Below are 23,824 nucleotides of genomic sequence, written 5' to 3' on the forward strand. Positions count from 1 at the left end.
CAAAACCTAAAAGATTAATAAAAGTATTCCTGTTTTGGCAATAGATCAGAAGCAAGCCGTTCGGTGATAAACCTGACAGGAACGGCAGCCTCCGATTTAAGCACCGGTTTATATTATATTTTGGTGTGCTTGCTTGTTTTACAGGTCTTCTATTGGAGCTACAGTGGATGGCAGGGCGGAACCCCACCTAAGCACCACAAACCGTTCGTTTTCAAATCAAAACATCAACACTTAGGGTTAGGAAATGAGCAGTCCTGTGCTTTTGGAGGGCTGCACTCCCGCTCTCCGTTACTTCTGGTGAAGAACCAGAACCACTGCGATCGCGTTTAGTAACAAAGTGCTGGTGCTTGCGGCAACATCCATGCAAAACGCCTAAATTTATGTTTTGAGCGGAAAGACTAAAGACCAAAGTGAAAAGTCTAAAAGCCCAGACGAAGCTTTAAGCCAATTATAAAACGTATATGATCAAGAAACTAATCCCAATCGCAACCATTTTTGCTGCAACTTTCATTTCCATTAATGCACGTGCTCAAGGTACCGATACGAGTAAATATATCCTTCAAAATGATGTTGATGTAGCGAAAGAAGAACCCGGCACGCACAATGGTGGAGGTAAAACCATTGGTTTCAACTTTTTTGGTGAGGCTAAAAACTTAAAAACGGTATTTAAAAAACGTACTTTAAAATCAGGATCTTCTATAGGTTACCATTTGCAAAAGGAGGATGAAATTTATTACGTGATCAACGGAAATGGCACCATGAAAATGAACGGAAAAACTTTTGCTGTTAAACCTGGTGATGCCATTTTAACCCGACCAGGCAGTTCGCATGGCATTGCCCCTAATGTGGGTAACGACTTAACCCTTTTGATTGTTTACGAAAAGAAATGATGATATTAGGGCCTTGGTGAGATGTTACTGCCAGAGCCGGGGGATAAGAATCTTCAGCTACGCGCAGACTGACAACCCATTCTTAAAGAAGAACAATGTAAACAATACAACCACAACAGTAATCAGAATCTTACGATGGAATTAGAAAAACATTACACCAATAGAACGGGCTGGCTAAGGGCTGCTGTACTTGGTGCCAATGATGGCATTATTTCTACAACCAGTTTGGTTATCGGTATTGCTGCAGCCAGTGATACAAGGAGTCCGATTGTTCTGGCTGCCATGGCTGGATTAGTAGCCGGTGCACTATCTATGGCGGCTGGCGAATATGTTTCGGTGAGTTCGCAAGCTGATATTGAAAAGGCAGATCTGGCCCGTGAGAAAATAGAACTCGAAACCATGCCGGAGGTGGAGTTGAAAGAGCTTGCCAAAATATATGTAGCACAAGGTTTGGATGAAGATTTGGCCATGCAAGTAGCCATAAAGTTGACAGAGAAGGATGCCTTAAACACACATGCCAGAGATGAATTGGGTATTAACGAAATTACGCAGCCAAAACCGCTCCAGGCAGCTTTTGCATCGGGTGCATCTTTTATCAGTGGTGGTATCCTCCCCTTTCTTGTGGCCTTTTTTGCCCCTATAAAATCGATGGTGTTTTATCAATATGGCTTTGCTATCGTTTTCTTAGCGCTATCGGGCGCAATTGCAGCAAAGGCCGGAGGCTCCAGTATCATTAAAGGGGTATTACGGATTTGTTTTTGGGGAACAGTTGCTATGGTAGTAACCGCTTTAGCAGGATATATTTTTGGGGCTAAGACCAGTTAATCAGTAGGCGGTTCTATATTTGCAGCACTGTAAATCCAGAATTCAAAAGAAAAAGCCAGATTAAAAATTAATCCAGCTTTACTTTATTATTTATTTGAAACGATCGCTAGTCAACTAAAGACTCACGACTATTGGCTCCAAGACTTATTTCCATCCTTTTACCCACTCGGCCTGAGCCGCTTCATTATGGAAAGTCCAGGCTACAAAGCGACTTATTTTTTGTCCCTGGCTCATTTGCACCGTGCGTACTTCAAAGGCATTTTCTTTAACCAAATTTTTATAGATACTTTTTAGGTTTGCACTTTTAGAAACGAGTGAGCTGAACCATAAAACCTGATTTTTGATTTGTGCACTCTGGATAATGATCTGTTCTACAAAGGCACGTTCGCCACCAGGGCACCAAAGTTCGGCCTTGTTACCGCCAAAGTTTAATACATGTTTTACTTCTTTTTCATTTCCGCCCAAGTTACGCCATTTCTGACGGGTACCCTGTTCGGCTTCTTTTAACGATGAGTGAAACGGTGGATTGCAAACAACGGCATCAAAACGCTCAGTTCTGCCTACAATCCCTCTAAAAATACCCATTTTTGATGATTGCTGACGGATTTCTACAGCACCTTGTAAAGGCTTGTTGGCTTCGACAATACGTTTTGCCGATTCAACCGAAAGTGGGTCTATTTCTGAACCCACAAAGCTCCAGCCATATTCCTGGTGGCCAATAATCGGGTAAATACAATTGGCTCCAACGCCGATATCGAGTACATTAATTTTGGCACCTTTTGGATTTTTACCCTTATTACTCGACCCCAAAAGATCGGCTATATAATGGATATAATCTGCCCTGCCTGGAATAGGTGGACAAAGAAAATCTTGCGGAATATCCCACTGCTGGATATCGTAAAAATACTTCAACAATGCTCTATTTAATGCTTTTACAGCATTTTGATCAGCAAAATCAATAGAATCATCATTGTGCTCGTTTTTAAAAACGAAACGTTTTAATTCTTTTGAAGTTGCGGTAAGTTGTTTGAAATTGTAACGCGAACGGTGTTTGTTGCGTGGGTGTAACTCGCTTTTTTCTTTGCGGTTATTTTGTTCTTCTTGAGCCAATGTGCTATGGATTAATTAAACAAGCTGTGTGCATGTTTCTAACGCAAAGGTACATAAAAAAGGTTGAAGGTGTGAAGGCCGAGGGTTGAAGGGTTATCGGGGTGTTCGTCATGCTGAATTTATTTTACAAGTAGAGACAGTATTTTCAACTGCCTTGTAGCTACTCCATGGTCAGCATCTTGCCTGCTATTAAGACCCTGAAATGAATTCAGGGTGATGCTTCGAGAGGATAGCTCCAAACTACACCTCTTCCGCTTTTTCTATCATTACGGGCTGTATGGCCTTCTTATACTTTTCTTCATCAAACTGGTTTTCGCTTTTAGCAATCACGATGGTAGCTACACCGTTTCCAATTACATTGGTTATGGCTCTGGCTTCACTCATAAAACGGTCTACACCGATTAAGATCGAGATATGTTCAATCGGCATAATTTTAAGGGCGGTTAAGGTTGATACCAAAACGATAAATCCACTTCCTGTTACGCCAGCGGCTCCTTTCGAAGTAACCATCAGGACGCCTAAAATGCTAATCTGCTGCCCCAATGTTAAATCGACATGAAAAACCTGGCAAAGAAATATAACAGCCATGGCCAGATAAATTGCTGTTCCATCGAGGTTAAATGAATAGCCAGTTGGGATAACCAGGCCAACAACTGATTTATCGCAACCAATGGCCTCCATTTTTTGCATCATACTTGGCAAGGCCGATTCGGAAGAAGAGGTACCCAATACAATTAAAATTTCCTGTCGGATATACTTCAGATAAGCCCATAGGCTAAATTTGTAGTATCGGCAAATTCCATTTAAAACGATAAAAACAAACAGAATACAAGTTAAATAAACTGAGCCCATAAGCTTGGCCATCCCAACTATACTTTCCAGGCCATGAGTACCGATACTGAAAGCCATCCCGCCGAAAGCACCAATTGGCGCTAAACGCATAATCAGCTTCATAATTTTAAACAACACCTTTGATATTTTATCAAAGGCATTCAAAACTACGGTACCATCGGCACCCAGTTTATTCAGTCCATAACCAAAAAGAATGGCAAATAATAAAATCTGCAAAATATTGCCTTCGGCAAATGAGGCAATAATATTATGCGGGATAATGTGCAGAAAGAACTCAGCCCAGTTCATATCTTTTGCTTGCTCGGCATAACCTGCAATTTTTGTAGCATCGCCGGATTTAGCAATCATTCCCGCACCTGGCTTTAAAACATTGGCTACCAATAAACCAATTGCAATAGCTACTGTGCTTACAATTTCGAAATATAGCAGTGCTTTGCCACCTACCCTACCTACTTTTTTCATGTCGCCCATATGTGCGATGCCCAAAACAATAGTAAAAAAGATAATTGGCGCAATTAACATACTAATCAGGTTGATAAAACCCTGACTGATTAATTTAGCCGTAGGTGCAAAACCAGGAAAGTAAGCACCAACATAGATTCCTATTATGATGGCAAGTAAAACCTGAAAGGTTAAATTGGAGAATACTTTCTTTGCAAATTCTATAAATGTCATTTACTTGATATGAATAAGGAAATATATGAGTATTTTTCTATTAATAGTACAGTAACTTAAAGCTCAACTTTAAAACGGCCATTTCATTATTTATAAATACTGACTTCAATTTTCCCGTCGGCAGTAATTGCGCCTCTATACATTCCCTCGGTATTAAAGGGCATAGCCATATTTCCTTTTTTATCTAAAGCGATTAAACCGCCATCGCCACCCATTTTCCCTACTTTATCTAAGGCAATTTTCGAAGCCTCAGCAACGGATAGGCCTTTATATTCCATTAAATCGGAAATGGTTTTGGCCACCACATTGCGGATATAAAATTCTCCCCAACCCGTACAGGAAATACCAGCCGTTTCATTATTGCAATAAGTACCTGCACCAATAATAGGCGCATCGCCCACCCGCCCGTATTTTTTGTTTGTCATCCCCCCAGTTGAAGTTCCTGCGGCTAAGTTACCTGCTTTATCTAAGGCTACGCAGCCCACAGTACCGAATTTATAATCGTGATTTTTGCTTCCGAGTAATTCCGATTTCTTGTTGCCATGGTCTAATACCGCTTTTGTAGAATCTTCTTTAATTGCTTTTTGCAGACCGTCCCAGCGCTCTTTTGTCCAGAAATATTTTGGATCTACAATTTCCAACCCCACTTCTTTTGCAAACTGTTCAGCACCAGCACCAACCATCATTACATGTTCCGATTTTTCCATTACTGCCCTTGCTGCAGAAATTGGATTTTTAATGGTAGTTACCCCGGCAACCGACCCAGCCATTAAAGTTTTACCATCCATTATTGCTGCATCAAGTTCGTTTCTGCCATCATGTGTAAATACAGCGCCTTTACCTGCGTTAAAATGTGGATCATTTTCCATCACATGAATAGTGGCTTCAACGGCATCTAAACTGGTTTTCCCAGCTTTAATTTCCGCATAGCCCGCTTGTAAGGCTTGCGTTAAAACAGCAATATAAGAGGCTTCCTTTTCAGCAGTCATATTCTTTTTAAGGATGGTGCCGGCACCGCCGTGAATAACCATTACATATTTTTTCTGCTGTGCCGAAACTTGCAAGGTTAAAGCTAAAAACAAGAATAGGGTAAGTAATTTTAACAGTTTCATCTTCCTATTGGTTTAAGAAGCTGTTAAATTAAGAAAATCCTGGAGAATAAGTACGTCTAAACTTTTGCAATCCCTTTTGACGAGAATTGCAGATCGTAAAGCTTTTTATAGTAGCCGTTTAATTTTAAGAGCTGTTGGTGTGTGCCTTTTTCTTTGATTTCGCCTTTATCGAGCACTATAATCTGATCGGCCTTCTGGATGGTCGACAAACGGTGGGCAATTACAATCGAGGTTCTGCCTTCCATTAAATTATCAATGGCTTTCTGGATCAATAATTCTGTTTCGGTATCAACTGATGAAGTGGCTTCATCTAAAACCAAAATAGCAGGGTTGTGCACCAGCGCACGGATAAAAGAAATTAGCTGCGCCTGACCGGCTGAAAGCGTAGCACCTCTTTCCATCACATTATACTGATAACCGCCGGGTAAACGTTCGATAAAATCGTGTGCACCAACTTTTTTGGCCGCATTAACCACTTCTGCTATCGTAATTTCGGGGTTATTAAGTGTGATATTATTTAAAATGGTATCCGAAAACAAGAAAACGTCCTGAAGTACGGTGGCAATATGGCTTCTCAGATAATCGAGCTCAAAATCGTCTATACGAATGCCATCAACGGTAATATCTCCTTTTTTCACTTCATAAAAACGGTTCAGGATATTAATGGTAGAAGATTTACCTGCGCCTGTTGCACCAACCAAAGCAACGGTTTCGCCAGCTTTTACCTCAAAATTGAGGTCTTTCAGCACATAGTGATCATCATTGTAAGCAAACCAAACGTTTTGGAACTTGATATTACCAACCAATTTTGCAGGTTTTTGTATCCCGTTATTTAGTGTAGTTTCATCCGTATCTAAAACCTTAAAAACACGCTCGGCTCCCACCATGCCCATCTGTAGGGTATTAAACTTATCTGCCAGTTGACGGATTGGTGTAAATACCATACCCAGGTACATAATAAACTGCGTAATGGTTCCGGGTGTTACATCCAAAGGTTTAGACAGGATGCTTTTGGCGCCATACCATACCAATAAACCTAAAGACATGGCGGAGATTAGCTCCACTACCGGAAAAAATATAGAATAATACCAGTTAGAACGGATATTGGCATCGCGATAACGTTTATTAATAGCGTAGAATTTTCTGTACTCCTGTTTCTCCCTTGCAAAGTATTGAACAATAGAAACACCTGTTATATGTTCTTGTAAAAAGGTATTCAGATTGGAAACCTCATTCCTGATTTCCTGAAATGCAACCTTAATCGCCTTCTGGAATTTTCGGGTAGCCATAATTAAGAGCGGAATGGGCAACAGCACTACTAAACTTAACTGCCAGTCGGTGTATAACATTACGCCCACAATTACCAACACCTGCAAACTGTCGCCAATCATAGAAATTAAACCTTCCGAAAAGATATCTGCAATGGTTTCTAAATCAGAAACAGTTCTGGTAATTAATTGCCCTATTGGTGTTTTATCGAAAAATTTAAGGCGGAGTTTGGTAATGTGGTTAAAAACGTTAATCCGCAAATCGCGGATAACCGACTGACCTAGTGTATTGGTTAAAAGCGTATGGTTATATTGGATCAAAGTCTGTAAGATCAACATAAAGATCATCAGCATGGTCATATTTACCAGGCCAGAATAATTGCCTGTTAAAATATAATGATCGAGTGTATACTTAATCAAAAACGGACGTACGGGCGAAATGGCCGCAAGCAGAATAGTTAAAATAACCGACCATACAAAAACGGCACGGTAAGGCTTTACGTATTGAAAAATACGTTTCAGTAATCCGGTGTTATATACGTCGCCTGTAACTGCCATGCTTATGGTTTAAAGTGTAAGGTTTAGGGCTTAAGGCCTGTATGTCTTACACAAATTTCAAAAAAGGAATAAGTTTATCTTGTAAAGCGGTCTCCAAACCCTTTACCTTACGCCTTCTACCTTATATAAGGATATTCTATCTTCACTAAATACAAACCACAAGCAGGTACCGATTGACCGGCCTTACTGCGGTTCTTACTTTCTATTATTGTTTTAAAATCTGCTAAATTTATTTCTTTTTTACCAATCTGTACTAAAGTACCCATAATAGCTCTTACCATGTTCCGCAAAAAGCGATCGGCCTGAATGGTAAAAACTAATCCATCTTCTTGCTGTTCGAAAACGGCTTTAGCTACTTTACAGTTGTTTGTAAAGGTTTGCGTATTTGATTTACTAAAACACGAGAAATCGGTATAATTTAATAACAGTGCCGCGGCATTGTTCATCGCTTCTATATCCAATTTATCTTTAACCAACCAAGATCGGTTAAGTTTAAAAGGATTCTTTTCGAAGTGCATATAATATTTATAGGCACGGGCAGTAGCATCAAAGCGGGCATGGGCATCATCATGTACCGGTATAATCCGCTTTGCTGCAATTTGATAAGGCAGCATGGCGTTGATACCGGTTACCGCACTTAAAACCTTTGCCTCTTCTACACCTTCAACATCAAAATGCGCATAAAAATCGGTAGCATGTACGCCGGCATCCGTTCTGCCGCAGCCTAAAGTTTCGATAGGCTGCCTAAAAAAAACAGACATAGCCTTATCTAACAATTCCTGAACGGTAATTGCATTAGGTTGGGTTTGCCAGCCATGGTATAAGCTGCCATCGTAAGCCAATTGGATGAAATACCTTTTTTTACTCAAAGCGATGCAAAAGTACAGTTTAACGGGCAAAGAGCAAAGTGCTAAGGCGAGAGTTTGGCGTTTAGAGTTTGGCGTTCGGAGCAAATTTCAATCATAAACAGTAATTAATGCTTCTTATGAATTCCTGCTCCTATTTGGGAACTTTTATCTTTCTTTCTTTTCTCAAAAAAGGCTAGATTTGTTGCAATATATTCACATTCATGATACAAAGAATACAATCGATCTGGCTTTTATTAGCATCAATTATAATTTTATGTTTATTAGTTGTTCCTATATTAACAGTTGTTAATGAAAATACAGGTTATGTATTATATGGAACAGGAATTAAAGAATTTAAAAATGGTGTCGAAACTGTATCAGCTATCAATACTCCTCTACTTATTATTACCGTTTTAGCTGGACTACTTAGTTTAGTAAATATTTTCAATTTTAGAAACCGAACATTACAAAAACGAATTGCTATAATAAACATCGTACTAATTCTAGGCCTATCTTTTTGGCTATTTCACTTAGCCCAACAAATTCCTGGAGGCATTGAGCTTGCAGAAATTAATCCAGGTATGTTTCTACCACTTGGCAACATTATTTTTACCCTCCTGGCCATAAGAAGTATTGGACAGGATGAAAAATTAATCCGTTCAGCCGAGCGCCTACGTTAAAATTATGATACAAAGAATACAATCTATCTGGTTTTTTTTAGCAGCTCTAACCTTAGTTTTAATGTTGTTTTTACCAATTTTAACCAAAAATATAAATGGAATCTCGTACCCAATACTGTACACAAGGGGTTTTGCTACAAGCTGGGATGCTGGTGAATTTATAGCCATTAACATTAAACCAATATACCCATTGCTAATCACCAATATCGCTGTTGCACTTATCTGTTTCATCAACATTTTCAACTATAAAAAGAGGAGTTTCCAAAAACGCTTCGCCATTGTTTCGATTATACTGATCGGTGGTTTTGCTTTTTGGTGCAGCATTTACGCCAAAGAACTTCCTGGCGGCATTGATGGTGCTAATTTCGGCATTGGAGCTTATTTACCAGCTGTAGCCATCCTATTTGTTGTACTGGGTATTTTCGGCATTAATAAAGACGAAAGATTGATCCGTTCGGCCGAAAGGTTACGATAATTCTTTAATTTCAATAGGAAATTACCTCTCCATGCAGATTAAATTAAATTATGCTTTTGCTGTGTTTTTCCTTTGCGGAATCTTATCATGCAACAAAAGCATCCACACTTTTGGAAAAACCAAAATCGAAAAAAGTATCGATTCTATCTATCTTAAACAGAGAATAGCCGAAATAAAAAGTTTAAATACCGATGTTTTTGCCAAAGGATCATTCAAAGGTACTACCGATACACCAATTGTATACCGCTTATTAAAACCAAAAAGTACGAACAGGAAACTTCCACTGGTAATTGTATTTCATGGATCAAACGCAGTTGGAAACGATAATACGAGCCAGCTTGGCATTTTGGCAAAACTATTTGCCACGGATGAAATACAGGCGAAATACCCAGCCTTTGTTTTAGCACATCAGTTCCCTTCCCGTTCGTCTAATTATATATTGGATCAAAAAAGGAATGTACTGACTTCGGTACCACAACCTTGCCTAACAACTGCATTACAACTGATCGACAGCTTAAAAAATACTTTAAATATTGATGAGGACAGGATTTACCTGATCGGTTTTTCGATGGGGGCTTCTTCGGTGATCAATGCCTTATCGTTAAAACCCGATTTATTTGCTGCGGGTATAAGCATTTCGGGAATACCGCAATTCGACAAAGTAAAAACACTAACGAACATTCCGATTTGGTTGATACACGGAAATATGGATACCGAGAACCCTTTTAATAGTGACGAAAAGTTTTTTGAAGAGGTAAGATACAACAACAGAACGAGGTTTTGGGAATTCGACAATCTGGCCCACAACGATATTTTTGCTCCCGCAATTTTAACTGATGAACTGCCCAAGTGGTTATTCAAAAACAAACGTAAATAGTTGCATTCCCGCAGCCATCTAAACCCGGTTGCAGTGAAAATCCTTTTTAAAACCTGAAAGGGTTAAAAAGATTGAAACGGAAAACGGGACTGAATTAACCCAAGCCCCACTGCAGCTGCTTTTCAAATAAAAAACACATGCTCCTATTATCGGCATGCTGTCAATCTATACCTGTTCCATCCCACCTTTCCCCTCATCCATTTCACCTTCTTCCTTACATTCTTATTTTCAAATATTTAGCCTAAAAAACTATTTACTTGATTATCTGTGAAATACGAAATATTAACCTTACCTTTGCGGCTCAATTAAAAATAAAAAGACGAATGACAAACCCATTTCAATTATTGGGGATAAGTGATGACGTCGTTAATGCCGTAAAGGACCTTGGATTTGAAAATCCAACGCCGATTCAGGAGCAAAGTATTCCTGTACTGTTAGAAGGCACTAATGATTTTGTTGGTTTGGCCCAAACAGGAACAGGAAAAACAGCCGCATTTGGTTTGCCGCTGTTAGAACTAATCGATTTTAAAGTTAACAAACCACAGGCATTGATTTTATGCCCTACCCGTGAGTTATGCTTGCAGATCGCTAACGACCTTAAAAACTTTTCTAAAAACATTGCTAATGCCCACGTTGTTGCCGTTTACGGTGGCGCGAACATTATGCAACAACTACGCGAAATACGCCAAGGCATTCAGATCGTAGTGGCCACGCCCGGCCGTATGTTGGATATCATTGGCCGTAAAGCCATCGATTTTTCAAACGTTAAATATGTTGTGCTTGATGAAGCTGACGAGATGTTGAACATGGGTTTCCAGGACGATATCAACGACATTTTATCAACTACTCCTGATGACAAAAAAACCTGGTTATTCTCGGCTACCATGCCTGCAGAAGTTCGCCGTATAGCTAAAAACTATATGGATAACCCTGTTGAATTAACCATGGGCACAAAAAATACAGGTAACGTAAACATCGAACACGAATATTACATTGTTCGTGCACGTGATAAATATGCTGCCTTAAAACGTATTGTAGATTTTAACCCTGAAATTTTTGCTGTAGTATTTTGCAAAACCAAATTGGATACGCAAGATGTTGCAGAGCATTTAATTAAAGATGGTTACAATGCTGATGCTTTACACGGCGATTTATCGCAACAACAACGTGATAAGGTAATGCAACGTTTCCGTGAGCGTAACATGCAGTTATTAATTGCTACTGATGTTGCCGCACGTGGTATCGATGTAAACAATGTAACACACGTAATTAACTACTCTTTACCTGACGAAATTGAAAGTTATACCCACCGTTCTGGCCGTACCGGTCGTGCTGGTAAAACTGGTATCTCTATCTGTATCATCAACTCTAAAGAATTAGGTAAAATCCGTCAGCTAGAGCGCATTATTGGTAAACAATTTACCAAAGCTGAGCTACCAACAGGATTTGACGTTTGTGAAAAACAATTATTCTCTTTGGTACATAAAGTACACAATGTAGAGGTTAATAACGAACAGATCGATCAGTACATCCCTCGTATTATGGATGAATTTGCTGATTTAAGCAAAGAAGACGTGATTAAACGTTTTGCATCTTTAGAGTTTAACCGTTTCTTGGATTACTATTCTAAAGCACCTGACTTAAATGCTGCGGTAGGCGATGATCGTGGTGAAAGAGGTGAGCGTGGCGAAAGACGTGGACGTGGTAGCGAAGGTTACACCCGTTTATTCATTAACTTAGGCTCTGTAGATGAATTTACCCGTGGCGATATGTTATCATTTATCTGTAATAACGGTAAAATTGGTGGCAAAAGCGTTGGTAAAATTGATTTAAAAGGTGTTTTCTCTTTCTTTGAAGTAGAAGATGCTGTTGCCGACAAAGTTTTTGAAGGCTTTAAATCAGTTGAATTTAACGGTCGCCAGGTACGCATTGAAAAAAGCGGAGACGGTGGTCGTGGTGAAGGTGCTGGAGAGAGACGCGGCGGTGATAGACGAGGCGGTGGTTTCGGCGGTGAACGCAGAGGCGGCGGTGGCGGTGGCTACCGTGGTGGCGACAGAAGATCAGGTGGTGGTAGCGGCAGACGTGAAGGCGGAAACAGCGGTGGCGGTTTCAGAGATTTCTCTGGGCGTAGCCGTGATGACAAAGGTGGCAACACCGGAGGTCCACGCAGAGAAGGCGGAAACCGTGAAGGTGGCAGTGGCGAACGCAGAAAAAAATGGTAAATTACTAAACCAAATATTTTATAGCCGTCTCGATTTTTCGAGACGGCTTTTTTTTAAAAAATTAGGCTAAATAAATACATTACGATGTCGGATGTTTCCATCCAACATAAAACTGAATTCTTAATTTATCAAACAGCTTGCAGTTTTTTTGCAATAGTGGGGTGGCGAACAAAGGCTCAAGTTTAGTTTTTCAATTTATTTTTAGTACAGGGTTTGGAACTGACGGAATTCTATTTCCCCACCACAGCCAAGCAACAAACCGTTGGCGATTATGTTTCGCATACACCCACCAAAACGTATTCCCTATTAGCAAAAGACAAGTAACGCTTGACTAAAACCTTAATTTTTCGTAAATTAGTGTATTGAAAGAGCAGCAGACTACGAAATTTGATTTTATAATTGACAAGCTTACAAACTCTATTGAAAACGCAATTTCAGGTGAAGTGTTTGATACATCAATTACAAAATTGACGGCATCCGATGCCAGGATTATTAAGAAGAGCGAGTGGGCATTTGACTGGCAGAATGAGTTAAAGGATGAAGCTAAGCAGGTTTCTAAATTGACAACAGTTAACAATTTAGCTATCATCCAAGGACTTATAAGCTTTACCGACAAAGGCGACCACATTTTTATGAACATAATTGAGAGTGCAAAGTTCAACAAAGGAAAGAACAAGCTTTATAAAGGGGTTGCAGGAAATCTAATTGCCTTTTGTTGTAAAACCGCATTCGAACTAAATTATGACGGAGTTGTTTCATTTGTAGCCAAAACCCAACTCGTTTCCCATTACCAGGAGACATTGGGTGCCAAGATTTATGGTGGGAACAGAATGTTTATCGATACTAAAGAAGCATTTATTTTGACTACAAGATATTTTAAAGATTTTAAGTTATGATAAATTTCAAAAAGATGGACGACAAAGACTTTGTATTCGTAAACAAAACTTTGACAGAAAAAGAAGAAAAAGAATTTAGCGATTTTCTAAAAACACGTAAGAAAAAATCTGTTACAACTAATGTAAGGACAAATTCTAAGCCTTATATGGGTAATTGCACGAACCGCTAACAGCAGATTTGGCAAAAGTGTCAGAAAATCTTCTATGACCTGCCAAATTGCATAAAGGTTTATCTCGGGGCCGCCACCATCGCTGAACTCTGGAGCATTGGGCGCCACTTTATTGTCCTTATATTGGACAATCTTAAAATCAAAGACAAGTCTTAAAACTTAAATGTAACATGAATATTGGAAAGGAATTCGAGGAATACGTAAGATATATTTTTTTTTATATTTTAAACATAAAAGATGAAGGCATTGAAATCAAGGAAAGACATAAACTACGAGGACTTAGTGGCGAAATGCATGAATTTGACTTATTTTACGAATTTGACAAGTCGGGCTTTAAACATCAGGTAGGAATAGAGTGTAAAAATACTAACCGCCCCATTGAAAGAGCAGAAATACAAATTTTTGTCGATACGCTTAATAATTTTAGAAATATTGTAGGTATTTTTATTTCTAAAAGTGGGTTTCAGTCGGGGCAAAAGAGTATGGTAAAAAACATGGACTTATTTTAATGGATAATGACGATTTGCCCACATTTCCGCAAATGCTTGCGGATAGAATAAAAATGGTTGCTTTACCAGAGGAATCTCATATAGGCGAACCATTTTGGGTAATTATGGAAATAAATGATAAAAATAGGGTCACAGGCTCTTACTATGGTACAAACAAACCATTCCCACATATTCCTATTTACCTCTCAAAACGTCATGCGGAATCAATGCTTGAAGTTTTAAATAAAAATGGTACAGGAAAATATGCGGTTAGAGGATTGACTCAATATGCATTAAGAACATTTATTATCACAACCAAATTCATGAATATTCGCCTTATGATTTGCCTAAAAGACAGAAATACGATTAAGGCGACAGACTTTTTTGCTTTTGAAATTTCAAATGACGAACTTCAGAAACAATATTACTATGGAGAGCAAATAGACTTTTCTCTTTAATATTACCCAAAGAAAAGCGAACGTCCAATATCGTTTTTGTGCAAGTTGTTGGTGTCTAAAGAAATAAATTAACATCTGTAATTCCATTCTACTTTTTGTACGAAATTTTAACTGATACGATTCTAATCCCAACAAACACAAAGCCATTCTCCATTACCAGCAATCTTCACAGATACATTACTAAGACAGCTATAATTTTTCGGACAATATTTGTTTCCCAATTGGGAACTTATACCTTTAAGCAATATCGATATAAAAACGCATCTTTTTCTAACTAAATCTTCTTAAAACATTATATTTAACGTTTAGATATACTAAACAACATCATGCGTTATTTTAAATTTTTTATTGTCTTATTCCCTTTATTTATAGTGAGCAGGCTAAACGCTCAACAAAAAAATTCTGATCAAAAAATGCAATGGTTTGCAGATGCCAAACTGGGTATTTTCATCCATTGGGGCATTTATTCTGTTAATGGCATTTCCGAATCGTGGTCGTTTTTTAACAACTATATTAACCACGATGCTTACATGAAACAACTCAATGGTTTTACCGCCGCAAAATACAAACCAGAAGAATGGGTAAATTTGATTAAAGAAAGTGGTGCTAAATATGCGGTAATTACCACCAAACATCATGATGGCGTTGCCCTTTGGGACAGTAAAATGCCAAATGCCACCACTACAGTAAAGAACAGTGCAGCTAAAAAAGATTTAATTACACCATTTGTGGCTGAACTCAAAAAATCAGGCCTTAAAACAGGTTTATATTTTTCATTACCCGATTGGAGTTATACGGATTATGATGGTTTTACCCGCGATCGTAAACGGTATGATTACAAACAAGATCCTGCCCGCTTTAAAAAATTCCAGAACTATTTTCAGGGGCAGTTAAACGAACTTTCTAATCAGTACAACCCCGATTTAGTGTGGTTTGATGGCGACTGGGAACATAGTGGCGAAGAATGGCAAGCCAAAAACATATTGGAAAATTTACGCAAAGTAAACCAGAACATCATTATCAATTCGCGTTTAAATGGTCACGGTGATTACGATACTCCCGAACAAGGCGTGCCGGTGGTAAGGCCTACATCACCAGAGTGGGAATTGTGTTACACCATGAACGACTCATGGGGCTATCAACCTTACGACAATCACTACAAATCGTCAAATATGATTATCCGTACCCTGGTTGATTGCATTAGCATGGGCGGAAATTTATTGCTTGATATTGGACCAAAAGCAGATGGTACTATTGCGCCAGAACAAGTAAAGATTTTAAAAGATTTGGGTCGCTGGACCAACAAACATGCGGAAGCAATTTACAGTACACAGGCTGGAATTCCGAACGGGCACATCAATGGAAAGACTGCTTTATCCAAAAACAAAGATATATTGTACCTGTATCTCGATTATAAAACAAAAAATGGGATTTTACTGTCGGGAATAAAATCGAGAATCAACAAAATTGAAGTAATTGGGAGCAAAGCACAGGTATATTCGATTCAATTAAATGAAACAGATTATCTGCTTAATTTAAAAGATGCCGATTTTGACAGCGATGTAACCGTTCTAAAAGTATCATTAAACGGCCCTATTCAGCTCGCTGAAGACAAACAGGAAAGCCTTTCGCTGGCAGACTTATATGCTGCGCCTAAGCAGCGGGGGTTAACCAACTTAAACCTGAGCAGGCTGGCCATTAATTTAAATGCAGGTACAAATATATTTCAGAATACCGGTTTACCTGCTGATGGCTTAGACTTTAATCCTGGAGTTAAAAACGTAGATCAAAAGATTAGTAACTGGGTAATCAAAAATGCCGAGGTCCTTTACAAAACAGGCAAAGGCATCCCCAGCGGACATTACCAGGGCAATACGGCACTTTCTGCCGATAAACAAACCCTTTACTTATTTGTAGAAGGCACACCAACCGGCCCAATTGCCATTAAAGGTTTAAAAAATAATATCAGCAGGATCAGGATTGTGGGTGAAGGTACCATGCTTCCGCACGAAATTTATAACAAACTGTACTGGAGCAAAATACCAGGAATTGTTTACATTCCTGTACCTAAAGATAAATTAGATCCTGAATTAACGGTAATTGCGGTGCTTTTAGATAGCCCGATTGATTTGTACCGTGAAAAAGTTGGTGCTATTGAAAGCAATCTCTAATTATTTAACAATTGTAAAATAGTGGTTCAACTTTACGATTATCCTTAAATTGCATTACTTTCGCACATCATGCAGGCAAAATATATCTCATATAAGGAGACCGGATCATTTTCAAAACTGGTTTTAGATTATATTAACGACGAAAAACAGCTTAAATCTTTTTACAGCTATCGTCCTGATATGGAGGGCTTAGCAAAAGCAATTGAGCATAGAAATTTCCTTGGAAACCGGGCAACCTTAGTACAGGTTTTACAAGATCAATATCGGCATTTACAACCCAATAAATCAGTTACCAAAAACATAGAACTTTTAGGTTCAGCGAATACCTTTACAGTTACAACGGGCCACCAGCTGAACCTTTTTACCGGTCCGCTTTATTTTATTTACAAGATTGTAACCACCATTAATTTAGCCATCGAGTTAAAAATGGCTCATCCAGATAAAAACTTTGTTCCGGTTTATTGGATGGCAACAGAAGATCATGATTTTGATGAAATTAACCATGTAAGCGTTGATGAAAAAAACATTAGCTGGATACAAGCTACCAATGGCGCCACTGGAAGATTAAGCACCCAAACCGTTGCTGCTGCAGTAACTGCATATAAAGGATACCTTGGGATTTCTAAAAATGGAAAACGGATTGCCAAATTGGTAGAGCAGGCTTATTTGCAACACGACAATTTAGCCGATGCCACCAGGTTTTTAGTGAATAACTTATTCGAGAAATATGGTTTGGTAATTGTAAATGCAGATAATGCGCAGTTAAAAAAACAATTCGCGAATATCATTACCGAAGATATTATTCAGCACAACAGTGCGAAAAATATAGAAAGCAGCTCGAAAAACCTGGAGGATTTAGGCTATAAAACCCAAGTAAATGGCCGTGATATTAATTTCTTTTACCTGATCGATAATTTGCGTGAGCGTTTGATCTTCGAAAAAGGAAAATACATTGTAAATCATACAGACATTAGTTTTACCGAAGCGGAACTAAAAGCCGAAATCGAATCACATCCCGAACGCTTTAGCCCGAATGTGGTGATGAGGCCGATGTACCAGGAAGTAATTTTGCCAAACATTGCTTATATAGGTGGGGGTGCAGAAGTAGCTTACTGGATGCAGTTAAAGGCAAATTTCGACTTTTATAAAGTTGATTTTCCTGTTTTACTACTTCGTAACTCAGCTTTATTGATTGATAAACGCAGTGCCCAGAATTTATACCACTTAGGTTTTTCTTTAGAAGATATATTTTTACCAGTTGAAGAGTTAAAAAACATTTGGGTAAAGCGAAATACAACTGCCCAATTGAGCTTGGCCGATGAAACCAGGGCCATTAACAGCATATTCGATCAAATTAAGCTAAATGCCTATAAAATAGAGAAAACACTTTCTGTTTCTGCTGATACGGCAAAACAACGAACCAACCATTTGTTAGCTAACCTGGAAAAGAAACTATTCCGCGCAGAGAAAAGGAAACATGAAATGGCATTGCTGCAGATTGACAATGTAAAGAAAAGACTATTCCCGAATGGAGCACTTCAGGAAAGAACCTTGAATATTGCGCCGATGTATGTGAATTACGGAGAAGATTTTCTTTCATCGTGCATAGAAAACTTCGAACCATTGGGCGGCGATTTTACTGTTTTATTGCCTTAATTTATTTTTAGATTCGTCATGCTGAACTTATTTCAGCATCTATCAAGCAAGACCCTGAAATAAATTCGGGGTGACGACAAATAGTATATTATGAACTTCATCACTTTTACAGAAACCACCCTCAGAGCTTTTACTTATAACGTTTTTAAAAAAATGGGCTGTTCTGATGAGCATGCCAACTTAGCAACCGATGTATTGATCCGCTCAGATTTACGTGGAATCGACTCGCATGGTGTTGCGCGTTTAAGTGGCTACGTACGCCTTTGGGAAAAGAAAAGGATTAATGCCACACCAGACATTAAAATTGTACATGAAACCCCTACCACAGCAACAGTAGATGGCGATGCCGGATTGGGCCTGGTTGTGGCGCCTTTCGCGATGAAAGTTGCTATCGAAAAAGCAGAAAAATATGGCAGTGGATGGGTGTCGGTTAAAAATTCCAATCACTTCGGTATTGCAGGTTACCATGCTTTAATGGCAATAGAAAAAGATATGATCGGTATCAGTATGACTAACGCCAGCCCTTTGGTGGCTCCTACTTATGCTAACGAACGTTTACTGGGTACCAACCCCATGTGTTATGCTTTCCCGGCAGGAAAATACCCACCAGTAATTGTAGATATGGCCACGGCAGCCGCAGCTAACGGAAAACTGGAAATTGCCCAACGTGCCAATAAAAGTATCCCTGATGGCTGGGTTCAGGATAAAAGCGGAGAAAATTCTACCGATCCGAACGAATTAAAAAACGGTGGTTCGCTTCTTCCTTTAGGCAGTGATAAAGATCATGGTAGCCATAAAGGTTATGGCCTGAGTGCTACAGTCGATATTTTATCAGCGGTGTTATCTGGCGCTAATTACGGTCCATGGGTGCCCCCTTTTGTCGCATTTTTAGAGCCATCGGCCAATCCGGTTGGAGAAGGACTTGGCCACTTTTTAGGTGCTATGCGTGTAGATGGCTTCAGGCCAGCAGCAGACTTTAAAACTCATTTGGATAATTGGGTAGAACGTTTTAAAAGCGCAAAAACGATAGATCCCGATAAAAAAGTAATCATTCCTGGCGAACCTGAACATGAATTTGAGCAGGAAAGGAAAATCAGCGGTATTCCATTAATTGATGTAGTGGTAAAAGACATGAATGAATTGGCTGTGAAATTGGGGATTGAAGAATTGAAATAATTCATCTTTTATTTAACCGCAAAGAACGCGGAGATAAAGGCGCTCGCAAAGCTGGGCGGGTAATTCTCTTTTTTACTTTAAAAACCCAATCTGTCCGTAGAGTTCCGAAGGGCTCTACGGACAGGAGAATGACAATTTAACTCTTTGAGATTAGATCCTGAAATAAATTCAGGAGGACGGAATCAAGAGAACGCACATAAAAAAGCCGCAGATTTAACCAGAATCTGCGGCAACTATTACTCGATATGGTTTATACCCAACCATAAGGGGTGTATTTTTAAGGTTTAACAGTTAAATTATCTTTTAGATAAAGTGTTTTGCTTGATGATCCAATCATCATTCTATATTCGCCTGGAGCCACTTCCCAAACATTATTGATATTTAGTGTTTGAAGCACCTCTTTATCCAGTTTGAATGAAATGACCTTTGTTTCACCGACTTTTAAACGTACTCTTTGGAAAGCTCTCAATGCAAGAACAGGCTGCGCTAGTTTGCTTAAAAGCGGCCTCATGTACAGCTGCACCACTTCTTCACCATCATAATTGCCTGTATTTTTAAGTTCGAAGCTTAAGTTAGCGGTTTCATTTTTAGCAATACTTTTGCGGTCAAACTTCAAATTTTGGTAAGAAAAGTTGGTATAACTTAATCCATACCCAAACGGAAAAAGCGGTTCGCCACTTAAGTTGTTGTAATCATCGCCCCTTCCGGTAGGTTTGTGGTTGTAAACCAGGGGTAACTGCGATTCGTCAATCGGGTAAGTAATTGGAAGTTTACCCGATGGATTTACTTTTCCAAGCAATACATCAGCAACGGCGCTACCGCCTGCTTCGCCAGGGTACCACACATTTAAAACCGCATTTACTTTATTTAACCAGGGCTGCATATTGATGGCGCTTCCACCAGTTAATACAACGATAATAGGTTTTCCAGTTTTCGCAAGTTCTTCCAACAACAATTCCTGGTTGCCCGGAAGATTTAACATTGCCCGATCTAAAAATTCCCCCTCTTTTATACCCGCAACAAATACGATTGCGTCGTTATTCTTCGCTGCAGCTACTGCATCAGTTATTTCGTTGGATTTCGTGATGCCATAATCCCAGATCAATTTGATTTTACCGTTGCCCTTAGGCTCGAAAAACTCGATTTTAATTGCATGCTCCTTATTTTTCTCGAAATGAAAAGGAACTGTTTTGGTACTAAAAGACTTTTTGTCCCAATTATCGATCATTAATTGGTTATCGAGGTATAATCGGTAACCATCGTTTCCCTCCAATCCGATATTAACATCAGCATTTTGTGGCACTTTAATTTTACCATCCCACCGCACCGAATAATCATCCAGCTGCAGCTGCTCATCTGGCGGGTATAATGTCCAACTGAAATTAACAGCCTTTTCATTTACTTCTTTAACAGGTTTTCCGGAGAGGTATAGCCCTTTAAAATAACTTCCGGTTAACCCTGCCTTTTGGTTGACAGAAAGAAACTGGCTATCTACCGAAATATAAGATTGAAGCTCTCGGGTACTGCCTTTTAAATAGTTGATTTTAACATCATTGGATACTGCATTTTTTAGCCCATCCAAAATATTTATTTTATTATTTCCAGTACCGCTATATCCACCTAACCTGGCTTCTATTGCATCTTCACCTAACAATAAAATTTGTTTTGCATTTTTTAGCGGAAGTATATTGTTATCGTTTTTTAGGAGCACGAAAGATTTTAAAGCGGCCTCTTTGGCCAGATTGCGATTACTTTGATCGTTCAACATCTTTTCGGCAATACTTTCATCTACATAAGGATGCTCAAACAGGCCCAGCTCGAATTTAGCTTTCAGAACCCTTGCCAATGCATCATCTATTCTCGATTTTGGAATGCTGCCATCTAAAAATGCAGGAAGAAAAAGTTTGTAATGGTTATAATCTACCTGGAAGATTACATCAAGGCCTGCGTTAATTGATTGTGCCGTGGCATCTTTATAATCCTTAGCTGTAAAATGTAATACATTGGCACCTCCAACCGCGCCTGCATCAGAAATTACGAAACCTTTAAAGCCCCATTCTGTTTTCAGTTTAGTAGTAAGTAGCCATTTATTTGAAGTTGCCGGAGAGCCAAAAACACTGTTATAGGAAGTCATTAATGAACGGATGCCAATGTTTTTAACCCCGTCTTTAAATGCTGGAAAGTGAATTTCTTCTAAAAAATGTTTATCCATCTCAATCGGGTAGCTATCCCGACCGCCATCGCCAACATTGGCAATAAAATGTTTTGGGGTAACGATGATATTCTGCCTTTCTATGGCATTCATAAAAGCATGGCCCAGCACAGTTGTGAGATAAGGGTCTTCTCCATAGGTTTCTTCTACCCTGCCCCATCTTATATCTGTAGCCATATTAATTACAGGAGCCAGAAGATCTCTCAAACCACGGGCCCTTGCTTCCTTAGCGATAGCCGTGCCAATCTTGGCCACTAAAAGAGTATCAAAACTTGCAGCTAAACCGATTGATTGTGGAAAAGCTGTAGCGCCCTGCCTAACCAATCCATGTAAAGCCTCATCAAATGGAATAATTGGAATGCCCAAACGGGTTTCTTCAATAAAGTATTTTTGAATTTTATTAACCTTTTTAGCAAGAGAAAGTCCATCTTCAGAGGTATTGTAGGTTAACATCTGTTGTGCATTGCCACTTCCTTGTGCAGCCGCACTTACTTGCAAACCAAAAATACCGTGCTTAAACTGTTCTTTATTTGTTTCGGTTACATCACCCGGAATCATAAATAACTGCCAGAATTTCTCTTCAGGAGTCATTCTCGAAATCAGGTCTTTTACCCTTAAATCAATATTTAATTTTGGATTTTTATAGGGCAAAGATTGTCCTTTTTTAACCTGAGCAAAAAGGCTGCTGCATAAAAACAATGCAGGCAATAAATGTAGATATCTTCTCTGTTTCAGCATTACTAATTGGTTTCGGGCGTAAAAGAAAAAGTCAAAGCAATTTTCTCCTCGGTTTTTGGAAAATCAAAATGTACTTTGCCATTTATCAGCTTCCATTTTACTTTTTGCTTATTACTTAACAGTGTAATAAAAGTCCCTTTTTTAGGAATACTTCCCTGCCAGGAAATTTCTTTAGGCAGGTTACGATCAAGCAAACTGATACCATAAATGGTTTTGCCATCTTTACTCTGGGTAAACCAGTTTTGCCCGTCATGATAGTTTTTGGTGATGCGCGTTCCATAAATGGCAGCACCATTTTTTGAGGTCCAATGCCCAATTTCTTCTAATTTTTTAATTACATCATCAGGTAAAGTTCCATCTGCTTTCGGACCAACACCCAATAACAAACTTCCGCCTTTGGCTACAATTTCTACCAGTTTGTGCACTACTTCAGCTGCAGGTTTATATTGATCATTAGGGACAAATCCCCATGCGCCGCCTAAGGTCATACAGCTCTCCCAAGGATAATCCAATTGTTTTTCGGGGATTTTCTGTTCAGGAGTCTGGTAATTTTCGAACTGACCATGTACGGTACGGTCGACCATAATTAACCCAGGCTGTGCTTTCCGGGCGTCAGCGGCAATCTTTGGCATATCAATATCCTGGCTCCACGCTGGAATAGGTGCTCCCCATGAAAGTACTTCTTCATTTACCGATGCTAAAGGCCTTACCCAACCGCCATCTAACCACAAAATATCGATGCTTCCGTAATTGTTCATCAACTCGCCAATCTGGTTCTGAGTATAGCTTTTGAACATATTCCACCGCCATGGATTCTTTCTGATGTCGTAGTTGTTATTTCTATCTGCAGTGGCATATTTATCCCACCAATAGTATTGCGAATGCCAGTCGGGCTTTGAAAAATAAGCACCGATCATAAAATTCTGCTTCCGAAAAGCATCGAATACATATTTAGCAACATCTTTTTTAGGGTTGTTGGCAAATGGACCTTTTGCAATGCTAAAATCAGATTGTTTAGTATCGAACATAGCAAAGCCGTCATGATGTTTGGTGGTAAAAACCAGGTATTTCATTCCAGCATCTTTACCGGCCTTTGCCCATTGCTCGGGGTTAAATTTTGTTGGGTTAAACTTTTCATTTAATCCCCAATACCATTTCTTGTAATCATTGTACTTTATTGTACTGTCTCTGTCAATCCAGTCTTCCGAACAGATTGACCAAGATTCAATAATTCCAGGAACAGCATATAAACCCCAATGGATAATCATTCCAAACTTTTGGTCTTGCCAGTATTCTAATTTCTTTTTTACTGCTTCATCTTTGGGCCATTCATATTTGGTTGATTCTTTGAGGATATCGTTTCGCTGTGCGAAAGCGATATTGACGCAACAGATAAAGGCAATTAAAAGGCCAGGTAATTTCATATTTTAATATAATTAAAAATCCCGGCAGAAACTACCGGGATTT

Annotated in this window: 19 protein-coding genes; 12 read left to right on the plus strand and 7 right to left on the minus strand. The window is 39.1% G+C overall.

The features are described from left to right. The first annotated feature begins 461 nt into the window (after positions 1-461). Together H9N25_RS15115 and H9N25_RS15120 are read left to right on the plus strand one after the other, a co-directional pair. Positions 462-890, plus strand: coding sequence for a cupin domain-containing protein (locus tag H9N25_RS15115; RefSeq protein WP_190326428.1), 429 nt, complete (start codon positions 462-464; stop codon positions 888-890). A gap of 135 nt (positions 891-1,025) precedes the next feature. Continuing rightward, positions 1,026-1,715 carry a VIT1/CCC1 transporter family protein gene (locus tag H9N25_RS15120; RefSeq protein WP_190326429.1) on the plus strand — a complete coding sequence of 230 codons (690 nt, stop codon included), beginning with the start codon at positions 1,026-1,028 and terminating at the stop codon, positions 1,713-1,715. A 144-nt stretch (positions 1,716-1,859) separates the two neighbouring features. Here the strand turns inward: H9N25_RS15120 and rlmF are convergent, their stop codons facing one another. The 5 genes from rlmF to truA all read right to left on the minus strand — a co-directional run bounded on the left by rlmF (position 1,860) and on the right by truA (position 8,159). Next, entirely contained in the window at positions 1,860-2,825 is a 966-nt protein-coding gene (rlmF, locus tag H9N25_RS15125; protein WP_167296791.1) for a 23S rRNA (adenine(1618)-N(6))-methyltransferase RlmF, read from the minus strand. A gap of 240 nt (positions 2,826-3,065) precedes the next feature. Further along, positions 3,066-4,352 (minus strand): C4-dicarboxylate transporter DctA, encoded by a 1,287-nt coding sequence (gene dctA / locus H9N25_RS15130; protein ID WP_190326430.1) that lies wholly within the window; start codon positions 4,350-4,352, stop codon positions 3,066-3,068. A gap of 86 nt (positions 4,353-4,438) precedes the next feature. Then, positions 4,439-5,464, minus strand: a complete 1,026-nt coding sequence (locus tag H9N25_RS15135) for an isoaspartyl peptidase/L-asparaginase family protein (RefSeq protein ID WP_190326431.1) — start codon at positions 5,462-5,464, stop codon at positions 4,439-4,441. 56 nt (positions 5,465-5,520) lie between these two features. Next, complete coding sequence (locus tag H9N25_RS15140; RefSeq protein ID WP_190326432.1) at positions 5,521-7,290, minus strand: ABC transporter ATP-binding protein; 1,770 nt, start codon at positions 7,288-7,290, stop codon at positions 5,521-5,523. 116 nt (positions 7,291-7,406) lie between these two features. Next, positions 7,407-8,159 (minus strand): tRNA pseudouridine(38-40) synthase TruA, encoded by a 753-nt coding sequence (gene truA, locus H9N25_RS15145; RefSeq protein ID WP_190326433.1) that lies wholly within the window; start codon positions 8,157-8,159, stop codon positions 7,407-7,409. 200 nt (positions 8,160-8,359) lie between these two features. Here truA and H9N25_RS15150 point away from each other — a divergent pair, with 200 nt between their 5' ends. From H9N25_RS15150 to H9N25_RS15195, 10 genes are all read left to right on the plus strand, one after another. After that, complete coding sequence (locus tag H9N25_RS15150; protein WP_190326434.1) at positions 8,360-8,818, plus strand: DUF4293 domain-containing protein; 459 nt, start codon at positions 8,360-8,362, stop codon at positions 8,816-8,818. A gap of 4 nt (positions 8,819-8,822) precedes the next feature. After that, positions 8,823-9,293 (plus strand): DUF4293 domain-containing protein, encoded by a 471-nt coding sequence (locus H9N25_RS15155; protein WP_190326435.1) that lies wholly within the window; start codon positions 8,823-8,825, stop codon positions 9,291-9,293. Between the two features lie 31 nt (positions 9,294-9,324). Next, positions 9,325-10,170: a carboxylesterase family protein gene (locus H9N25_RS15160; RefSeq protein WP_190326436.1), complete on the plus strand. Its 846-nt coding sequence runs from the start codon at positions 9,325-9,327 to the stop codon at positions 10,168-10,170. A gap of 323 nt (positions 10,171-10,493) precedes the next feature. Next, the gene (locus H9N25_RS15165; RefSeq protein ID WP_190326437.1) at positions 10,494-12,392 is read left to right on the plus strand and encodes a DEAD/DEAH box helicase; all 1,899 of its coding nucleotides are present in this window, start codon (positions 10,494-10,496) and stop codon (positions 12,390-12,392) included. Positions 12,393-12,754: 362 nt separating this feature from the next. Then, a complete protein-coding gene (locus H9N25_RS15170) occupies positions 12,755-13,288 on the plus strand; it encodes a hypothetical protein (RefSeq protein WP_190326438.1) in 534 nt (177 codons plus the stop codon). A 340-nt stretch (positions 13,289-13,628) separates the two neighbouring features. Continuing rightward, positions 13,629-13,967 carry a restriction endonuclease gene (locus H9N25_RS15175; protein ID WP_190326439.1) on the plus strand — a complete coding sequence of 113 codons (339 nt, stop codon included), beginning with the start codon at positions 13,629-13,631 and terminating at the stop codon, positions 13,965-13,967. Then, positions 13,967-14,404, plus strand: a complete 438-nt coding sequence (locus H9N25_RS15180; RefSeq protein ID WP_190326440.1) for a hypothetical protein — start codon at positions 13,967-13,969, stop codon at positions 14,402-14,404. Before H9N25_RS15175 ends, H9N25_RS15180 begins: the two co-directional genes overlap by 1 nt. A 326-nt stretch (positions 14,405-14,730) precedes the next feature. After that, positions 14,731-16,575, plus strand: a complete 1,845-nt coding sequence (locus H9N25_RS15185) for an alpha-L-fucosidase (RefSeq protein ID WP_190326441.1) — start codon at positions 14,731-14,733, stop codon at positions 16,573-16,575. Positions 16,576-16,644: 69 nt separating this feature from the next. Further along, positions 16,645-18,231, plus strand: a complete 1,587-nt coding sequence (bshC, locus tag H9N25_RS15190) for a bacillithiol biosynthesis cysteine-adding enzyme BshC (protein ID WP_190326442.1) — start codon at positions 16,645-16,647, stop codon at positions 18,229-18,231. Between the two features lie 90 nt (positions 18,232-18,321). Next, on the plus strand, positions 18,322-19,407 hold the full coding sequence (locus H9N25_RS15195) for an Ldh family oxidoreductase (protein ID WP_190326443.1): 1,086 nt from the start codon (positions 18,322-18,324) through the stop codon (positions 19,405-19,407). Positions 19,408-19,684: 277 nt separating this feature from the next. Here H9N25_RS15195 and H9N25_RS15200 read toward each other — a convergent pair whose 3' ends face one another. Together H9N25_RS15200 and H9N25_RS15205 are read right to left on the minus strand one after the other, a co-directional pair. Next, entirely contained in the window at positions 19,685-22,357 is a 2,673-nt protein-coding gene (locus H9N25_RS15200; RefSeq protein ID WP_190326444.1) for a glycoside hydrolase family 3 C-terminal domain-containing protein, read from the minus strand. Positions 22,358-22,359: 2 nt separating this feature from the next. Continuing rightward, positions 22,360-23,781 (minus strand): alpha-L-fucosidase, encoded by a 1,422-nt coding sequence (locus H9N25_RS15205; RefSeq protein ID WP_190326445.1) that lies wholly within the window; start codon positions 23,779-23,781, stop codon positions 22,360-22,362. Between the last annotated feature and the right edge of the window lie 43 nt (positions 23,782-23,824).

Origin of the sequence: Pedobacter riviphilus, assembly GCF_014692875.1 — a bacterium.
GTDB lineage: Bacteria > Bacteroidota > Bacteroidia > Sphingobacteriales > Sphingobacteriaceae > Pedobacter > Pedobacter riviphilus.

Excerpts from the sequence above, each read along its gene's own strand:
- H9N25_RS15180 (WP_190326440.1), top strand. The coding sequence starts at position 13,967 with ATGGATAATGACGATTTGCCCACATTTCCGCAAATGCTTGCGGATAGA.
- H9N25_RS15205 (WP_190326445.1), bottom strand. The coding sequence starts at position 23,781 with ATGAAATTACCTGGCCTTTTAATTGCCTTTATCTGTTGCGTCAATATC.
- H9N25_RS15140 (WP_190326432.1), bottom strand. The coding sequence starts at position 7,290 with ATGGCAGTTACAGGCGACGTATATAACACCGGATTACTGAAACGTATT.
- H9N25_RS15150 (WP_190326434.1), top strand. The coding sequence starts at position 8,360 with ATGATACAAAGAATACAATCGATCTGGCTTTTATTAGCATCAATTATA.
- H9N25_RS15175 (WP_190326439.1), top strand. The coding sequence starts at position 13,629 with ATGAATATTGGAAAGGAATTCGAGGAATACGTAAGATATATTTTTTTT.
- H9N25_RS15115 (WP_190326428.1), top strand. The coding sequence starts at position 462 with ATGATCAAGAAACTAATCCCAATCGCAACCATTTTTGCTGCAACTTTC.
- dctA (WP_190326430.1), bottom strand. The coding sequence starts at position 4,352 with ATGACATTTATAGAATTTGCAAAGAAAGTATTCTCCAATTTAACCTTT.
- H9N25_RS15135 (WP_190326431.1), bottom strand. The coding sequence starts at position 5,464 with ATGAAACTGTTAAAATTACTTACCCTATTCTTGTTTTTAGCTTTAACC.
- H9N25_RS15185 (WP_190326441.1), top strand. The coding sequence starts at position 14,731 with ATGCGTTATTTTAAATTTTTTATTGTCTTATTCCCTTTATTTATAGTG.
- H9N25_RS15155 (WP_190326435.1), top strand. The coding sequence starts at position 8,823 with ATGATACAAAGAATACAATCTATCTGGTTTTTTTTAGCAGCTCTAACC.
- H9N25_RS15160 (WP_190326436.1), top strand. The coding sequence starts at position 9,325 with ATGCAGATTAAATTAAATTATGCTTTTGCTGTGTTTTTCCTTTGCGGA.
- H9N25_RS15165 (WP_190326437.1), top strand. The coding sequence starts at position 10,494 with ATGACAAACCCATTTCAATTATTGGGGATAAGTGATGACGTCGTTAAT.
- H9N25_RS15120 (WP_190326429.1), top strand. The coding sequence starts at position 1,026 with ATGGAATTAGAAAAACATTACACCAATAGAACGGGCTGGCTAAGGGCT.
- bshC (WP_190326442.1), top strand. The coding sequence starts at position 16,645 with ATGCAGGCAAAATATATCTCATATAAGGAGACCGGATCATTTTCAAAA.
- H9N25_RS15200 (WP_190326444.1), bottom strand. The coding sequence starts at position 22,357 with ATGCTGAAACAGAGAAGATATCTACATTTATTGCCTGCATTGTTTTTA.
- H9N25_RS15195 (WP_190326443.1), top strand. The coding sequence starts at position 18,322 with ATGAACTTCATCACTTTTACAGAAACCACCCTCAGAGCTTTTACTTAT.